At 42.0% G+C, this 6813-nt stretch carries 7 protein-coding genes and 2 tRNA genes; 8 read left to right on the forward strand and 1 reads right to left on the reverse strand.

All coding sequences use genetic code 11. The annotated features are described in order from the left end of the window. Window positions 1-8 precede the first annotated feature (8 nt). Window positions 9-824: a carbon-nitrogen hydrolase family protein gene (locus WKT01_RS11680; RefSeq protein WP_270395818.1), complete on the forward strand. Its 816-nt coding sequence runs from the start codon at window positions 9-11 to the stop codon at window positions 822-824. A 101-nt stretch (window positions 825-925) separates the two neighbouring features. Next, window positions 926-1273 carry a hypothetical protein gene (locus WKT01_RS11685; RefSeq protein ID WP_059066164.1) on the forward strand — a complete coding sequence of 116 codons (348 nt, stop codon included), beginning with the start codon at window positions 926-928 and terminating at the stop codon, window positions 1271-1273. A gap of 109 nt (window positions 1274-1382) precedes the next feature. On the opposite strand, the gene WKT01_RS11690 is transcribed toward WKT01_RS11685, so the two are convergent. After that, the gene (locus WKT01_RS11690; RefSeq protein ID WP_117975312.1) at window positions 1383-2051 is read right to left on the reverse strand and encodes a helix-turn-helix transcriptional regulator; all 669 of its coding nucleotides are present in this window, start codon (window positions 2049-2051) and stop codon (window positions 1383-1385) included. A 175-nt stretch (window positions 2052-2226) separates the two neighbouring features. Between WKT01_RS11690 and WKT01_RS11695 the strand changes: the two genes are divergently transcribed. The 6 genes from WKT01_RS11695 to WKT01_RS11720 all read left to right on the forward strand — a co-directional run bounded on the left by WKT01_RS11695 (window position 2227) and on the right by WKT01_RS11720 (window position 6807). After that, on the forward strand, window positions 2227-2601 hold the full coding sequence (locus WKT01_RS11695; protein ID WP_059066167.1) for a RidA family protein: 375 nt from the start codon (window positions 2227-2229) through the stop codon (window positions 2599-2601). Window positions 2602-2680: 79 nt separating this feature from the next. Next, window positions 2681-4171: a Na+/H+ antiporter NhaC family protein gene (locus WKT01_RS11700; RefSeq protein ID WP_267304242.1), complete on the forward strand. Its 1491-nt coding sequence runs from the start codon at window positions 2681-2683 to the stop codon at window positions 4169-4171. Between the two features lie 16 nt (window positions 4172-4187). After that, window positions 4188-5474 carry an L-cysteine desulfidase family protein gene (locus tag WKT01_RS11705; RefSeq protein ID WP_059066169.1) on the forward strand — a complete coding sequence of 429 codons (1287 nt, stop codon included), beginning with the start codon at window positions 4188-4190 and terminating at the stop codon, window positions 5472-5474. Window positions 5475-5638: 164 nt separating this feature from the next. Next, window positions 5639-6472 (forward strand): diaminopimelate epimerase, encoded by an 834-nt coding sequence (gene dapF, locus WKT01_RS11710; protein ID WP_059066170.1) that lies wholly within the window; start codon window positions 5639-5641, stop codon window positions 6470-6472. Window positions 6473-6600: 128 nt separating this feature from the next. After that, window positions 6601-6671: transfer RNA gene (locus tag WKT01_RS11715), tRNA-Gln, on the forward strand. A gap of 62 nt (window positions 6672-6733) precedes the next feature. Then, window positions 6734-6807: transfer RNA gene (locus tag WKT01_RS11720), tRNA-Pro, on the forward strand. Window positions 6808-6813: the final 6 nt, after the last annotated feature.

Here is a 6813-nt window from a genome sequence, read left to right on the forward strand (position 1 = left end):
AGAGTCTTATGAAGATTGTACAGCTGCAGATGCGTGTCTATGAAGAAAAAGAAAAGAATCTTGCTCAGCTGGGAGAATATTTGAAGAGGACAGCACATGAGCAGGCGGACATAGTGACTGTGGGAGAAATGTTCACGTGTCCCTATCAGACGGAAAAATTTCCGCTGTATGCAGAAAGAGAAGGCGAAAAGAGCTGGAAAATATGCAGTGAACTGGCGCGTATGTATGGGGTGTATCTCTGTGCTGGTTCGATGCCGGAGGTGGATGAGAACGGCAAAATATATAATACGGCGTATGTGTTTGACAGAAAAGGGGAACAGATCGCAAAACACCGCAAAGCGCATCTTTTTGATATAGATATAGAAAATGGACAATATTTTAAAGAGTCAGAGACATTGACAGCCGGAGATTCCAGCACGGTCTTTGAGACAGAATTTGGAAAAATGGGCGTGTGTATCTGTTTTGATCTTCGTTTTCCTGAACTGAGCAGAATGATGGTAGAACAGGGAGCCAAGATGATCCTTGTCCCGGCAGCTTTTAATATGACGACAGGTCCTGCACATTGGGAGATTCTGTTTCGCAGCAGGGCATTGGATAATCAATGTTTTGTAGCTGGCACATCGAGCGCCAGAGATAGAGAGGCAGGATATGTGGCTTGGGGGCACAGTCTTTTGGTTTCCCCATGGGGAGATATTATAGAAGAGATGGAGGAAAAAGAAGGATACATCAGCAATGAAATTAATCTGGACTATGTAGAAAAGATCCGTAAGGAACTGCCTCTTTTAAAAGCACGGCGTCAGGACATATACAGCGGAGAAGTGTAGTTGGAATATTGTCAAATTTCCTAATAGCCATAGAGTCTGCAATATGTTAGAATATATGCAGGGGATAAATGAGATTGTTTTGCATACAGCAGAGGTGTAGTATGATAGAAAAAGAAGATGTAAAATTGTTAAGAGAATTAATGGCAGATGTGATCCGGGAACAAGTGCCGCAGATCATCCAGGAGCAGGTGCCGCAGATCATTCAGGAGCAGGTGCCAAGGATGATTGATGAAAGGCTTGCTAAAACAGAAGATTTCCTTCTTGATGAGATCGGACGGACGCAGACATATCTGGAAAGGAAGATCGACAGGATCGCGGCAGATGTAGAAGAGCTGAAAGCTGTGTACAGAATTAACCGTTTGGAAAGTGATACAGTGAATCTGCTTATGAGAAATGTAAGAGAGTTAGACAGAAGAGTTTCCGCCGTAGAAAGTAAAATGGCATTGTAAAAATATGTAGATTCTTTGAATCAATAAAAGTGCAGATTGGAAAGTTATTATTTAAGGGCAGGCTGTTAAAAGTCTGCCCGTTTTGTTTGGGAAAAATCAGAAATACAAGTTAAGATTTCTGACTGATGTAACGATAGACAGTGGATTCGGATAACTTTAACTGGCGTGCTATTTCAGAAATGGCGCCTTTCATGCGCGGAATCCCCTGGTCTGCGAGAAGCCATACAATCTCCATTTTTTCTTTGCGTGTCATTCTATCCGGCGGAATATGAGAATCTGCAATTGTTTTGGCAATGATGGATTCCGCAAAGGAAACAATGGGAACATCCAGATTTTCTTCTACGGACGGCGTTATACTTGAGGCATCCTCCATTGTGAATACGGCGCCTCCTATATGCAGTGTCTCAATAAACTGCTGCGTTGATTTTATGAAGCTGTGTATAGCAGAGGTATTTGTGTTCAGACAGAGCATACCTATCAATTTCCCGTGATTCTTTATATAAAAAGTAGAGGCGATAAATTCTTTGCCTTTGGCTTTCGCCTTATAGTTGACAAGATAATCTTTTGTTTCATACTCTCTATTATTCTTTACCTGAAAAGCGAAATCTGTCAAAGAACTGCCAATCGTTCTACCGGAATGAAAACCATGTTCGATAGCCACGATAGAGTGTTCAGGACAAGATACATCGTGTAATACGACTTCTGTATTCTCTCCTAATACTTCTCCAAGAAAATATACAAATGGAATAAAGAGAGATAAAACCTCTTGGTCAGTCATTTTGCGTAATCCTTCCTTTTACTTATTTATTTTTATTATACATTTTTCACAAAAATAAGTCAATGAAATTGACGTATTAGTAAAAAATTATTTTTTTAATAAAAATTTATTGCTAAAACGAAAGGCGAGGTGTAAAGTAAGAACAGATAGTAAAGGAGATGAGGAGGTGAATGAAATGAAAGAAAAAATTGAGTCAAAAAAAGCGCCTGCTGCAATCGGACCCTATTCGCAGGCAGTGATGGACGGAGGAGTTATATTTGTTTCCGGTCAGCTACCGATCGACCGTGAAACAGGAATTTTTCCATCAGAGGAAGTTGCTGCCCAGACAAGGAGGTCACTAGAAAATATAAGAATGATATTACAGGAAGCGGGATATGGAATGGATCGGATACTGAAAACTACTGTATATCTGCAGGATATGGAAGATTTTACAGAGATGAATGAGGTGTATCAAGAATTTTTTACAGAACCTTATCCGGCTCGTGCGGCGTTTCAGGTTGCAAAATTACCGAAAGGAGCAAAAGTAGAGATTGAAGCGGTAGCAAAATAATATTTGTGGTACAACGAAAATATGCAATAAGGAGAGCGGAGGAAATTTTTTTACATTGTATGGGAGATAAAGTCTCCAGATATCTGACGCTGAAGAGAGGAGAAGTGCTTATATGGAAGAAAATAAGAAATTAGAATTTCGAGGCGGAAGTTTTATGGCCTTGATTCCATTTGCCATTTTTATTATCATTACAATTGCTTTGTCATTTTTTAATGCGGCTGATCAAAATATGATGATAGGCGCGGGCGTAATAGGTTTGCTGGTTGGCATGTTTTTTGCTAAAAATTTAGGCGAATATTGGGACGTTGTATTGGAAGGGCTTGGCTCTAAAGTTGCTATGACAGCAGTTATGTTATGGCTGGTCGTAGGTATCTATGGAAATATCCTGAACCGAGGACAGATTGTGGAAGGTCTAGTATGGCTAAGCGTGAAGATCAATGTAAGCGGCGCAGCCTTTACGGTAGCGGCATTTATCTTTGCGGCAGTATTTGCTATGGCTACAGGCTCTGGGTTTGGCACTATTTCCACGATGAGCTTTATTTTGTATCCGGCAGGTATTTTGTTAGGTTCTAATCCGGCGGTTTTGGCAGGCGCGATTCTTTCAGGAGCGGCAGTTGGAGATAACTTAGCGCCGGTATCTGACACTGCGATCATCGCATCTTCCAGTCAGGAGTATATGCATAAAGATGGAGTGGCGGATATTGGAAGTACTGTACGTACAAGAGCAAAATTCGTACTGATCGCGGGAGTTATCGCAGCTGTTCTGTTCTTTGTATTCGGCGGAGCCGGCGAGGCAACTGATGCGGCAGAGGCAGCGGCACTTCTGAAAGAATATCAGAATCCAAAGGGACTTTTGCTCTTGATTCCGACTATTTTAGTTATTATACTTGCGGTAAAGGGAGTCAATATTTTTGCGGCTCTTGGAACAGGTATTGTTGCTGCCGCTGCGATAGGTATCGCGGCAGGATTATTCCCACTTTCTGCGCTGTTTTCTTTGAAAGATGGAAAAGCAGTAGGTGCGATCCCAGAAGGCGTAGCAGGCATGACAACAGTAAGTATTGTCCTGATACTTGTTGTGGCGATGGGAAATATGCTGGTAAAGAGCGGATGTATGGATACAATCGTAGACTGGATGAATGAAAAAGTGATCAAAACACCGAGAGGCGCTGAAGTGGCGATATGGCTTCTTGCTACTATCTTTGGAATTTTGATCGCAGCAATCAATACCATTGCAAATATCTGTGTTGCACCGTTTGTTAACGCAGTCGGCAAGAAAAACGGGCTGCATCCATACCGGAGAACAGAGATACTGGCGACGACAATCTGTTCTTTCCCATTCTTCCTTCCATTTGGAGGCTGTGTGCTTCTTTTGTTAGGCGGCGTTTCATCTATGATGGATACATATCCATTCCTTCCGGAACTAGGGGCGTCTGATATGATGTTTACTACATTCTATAGTTGGGCAATTTGGATCGTTATGTTCATTGTCTGCATTATAGGATGGGGACGTTCATTTGAAGGTAAGAATGGAGAATATGTATTGGCGAAAGAGCGAAAAGAAGAAAAATAAAAGGAGGAAGTAGATTATGAATGAATTATCACAAATGATCAAGGATGATATGAAGCCGGCACTTGGTGTGACAGAACCGGGCGCTATTGCGTTTGCGGTGGCAAAGGCCAGAAGCTATACAAATGGCAAGATAAAAAGGGTCAACGTGGCGATGAACAGCGGAATGTATAAAAATGCATTTACCTGCGGCATACCAAATAGTAATGAAGTCGGCAATGTCTTTGCGGCAGCACTGGGCGCAGTTGCGGGAAATGCAGATAAAGGACTGGAATCTTTGGCAGATGTGACAGAAGCGGATAATGTAAAAGCGCAGGAAATGATAGATAAAGGAATCGTAACGGTAGAACTGAGTGGAATTACCAGCAGAATTTTTATTGAAGCGTCAGTAGAGACAGAGGAAGCCTGTGCGGTCGTGACGATACGCGATTCTCATACAAATATTACAAAGATCACAGTAAACGGACAAATCGAACTGGAGACGGAGGACGAAAAGAAAACAGAGGAGGAAGAAGGCGAAGAAATCCATTCTATACATAAATATACGCTGCAGCAATTGTGTGATTATGCAACGACAGTAGACATTGAAGAAATACGTTTTATAGAAGAAGCATATAAAGTGAATCTGGATTTGTTCCATGAAGGCCTTTCTAATCCGAGAACTACATTTGCGAGACATTTATTAGAACTAAATAGTGGAAAAGAAGTGTCTGACAACGAGCAGGCTACTGCTTCCCTGATGTGCAATGCGGCAATTGAAGCTAGAGTGATCGGTCTGGATAAGCCAGCTATGAGTATCACCGGATCCGGCGCTCATGGCATTATTGCGACGATGCCTTTATATGCCGCTTATAAAGTAAATGGATATACGGAAGAACAACTTCTTAGAGCCACGGCCTTAAGTTACCTTGTCTGTATGTATATCAAGGAATATTCCGGACGGCTGTCGGCATTTTGTGGTTGTGCCATTGCAGCAGGTTCAGGAATGGCGTGCGCATTGGTATATCTGCGTGGTGGTACAGTAGAGATGATGACCCATACGCTCAATAATATGGCAAGTAGTATAACAGGTATGATATGCGACGGCGGAAATCAGGGATGTACGATGAAAGGAATCGCTGCTGTGGATGCGGCATATAAGTCTGTAGAGTTTGCTATGAAGGGAATCTACATTTCAGACGTACATGGCATTAATGGAAAGACACCGGAAGAAACGATGCGTAACATGGGGCTGATCGCTTCTCCGGGAATGGTCGGCACAGAAAAAACAATCGTGGAGATATTTGAGGATAAGCTGAAAAAATAAATATAAATATAGAAAGAAACAGTGAAAGGACTATGCGGAGAAGTTATATCCAACAGAGGATAGATTTTTCCGCAATAGTTCTTTTTTATGTGCGGGTACTTTTTTTTTGTGAAAGATTGGTGTAAAATGACACAGTAACGAAAAAGTTTGAGGGAGAAGTCAAAATGAAATTTACAAAAATGCAGGGATTGGGAAATGATTATGTATATGTCAATTGCTTTTCAGAGGAAGTGAAAGATCCGTCCGGATTGGCAAAAAAGATCAGTGACCGACATTTTGGAGTGGGGGCGGATGGGCTGATTTTGATCTGTCCTTCTAAGAAAGCGGATTTTGAGATGAAAATGTACAATGCGGACGGTTCCCGGGGTGAGATGTGTGGAAACGGGATCCGTTGTGTCGCAAAATATGTTTATGATTATGGACTGACGGATAAAACACATATTTCGATAGAAACGTTGGCAGGGATCAAATATCTGGATTTGACGGTGGAAGAGAAAAAGGTGGTCCTTGTAAAAGTCGATATGGGAAATCCGATTCTAGAGCCTGCTAAGATACCGGTTAAAGCAGAAGGGGAGAGCGTAATCGATGCACCTATTATCGTGAATGGAGCAGAGTATAAAATGACCTGTATATCTATGGGAAATCCGCACGCTGTAGTTTTCTGGGATGGGGTGGATGATATGGAAATAGAAAAGATCGGTCCTTCTTTTGAAACACACGAGCGATTTCCTAATAGAGTGAACACAGAATTTGTAGAGGTATTGGACAGAAAGACGGTTAAAATGCGTGTTTGGGAGAGGGGCTCAGGGGAAACGCTTGCCTGCGGGACAGGTGCCTGTGCAGTTGCGGTGGCGTGTATATTAAATGGCAGGACAGAGGATATGGTGTGCGTAAAGCTTCTCGGAGGAGATCTGTTGATCCGGTGGGACAGAGAGAAAAATATCGTCTATATGACCGGTCCGGCAGAGGTAGTGTTTGATGGAGAATGGAATGAATAGGGATAGAATATTCAGAAAAATATACATTTTAAAAGTCATTTAAAGAAATTTTAAAAAGTACTTGATTTTTTTAGAGAGTCTGCTATAATAATGTTGTTGCGTCCGACAAGGACAGAAAACAACAGTGTTGCGGATTGGTGTAATGGCAGCACAGCAGACTCTGACTCTGTTAGTAGAGGTTCGAGTCCTCTATCCGTAGTTAAGAATCTGCTATATGCAGATTCTTAATTTCACTTTATGAGTAGAAAGAAAATAAAGCTTCGGAGTGTGGCTCAGCTTGGTAGAGCGCTACGTTCGGGACGTAGAGGTCGCGTGTTCGAATCACGTCACTCCGATTTGAA

Source organism: Mediterraneibacter sp. ICN-202921 (genome assembly GCF_037890075.1).
In the GTDB taxonomy this organism is placed as follows: Bacteria; Bacillota; Clostridia; order Lachnospirales; family Lachnospiraceae; genus Mediterraneibacter; species Mediterraneibacter massiliensis.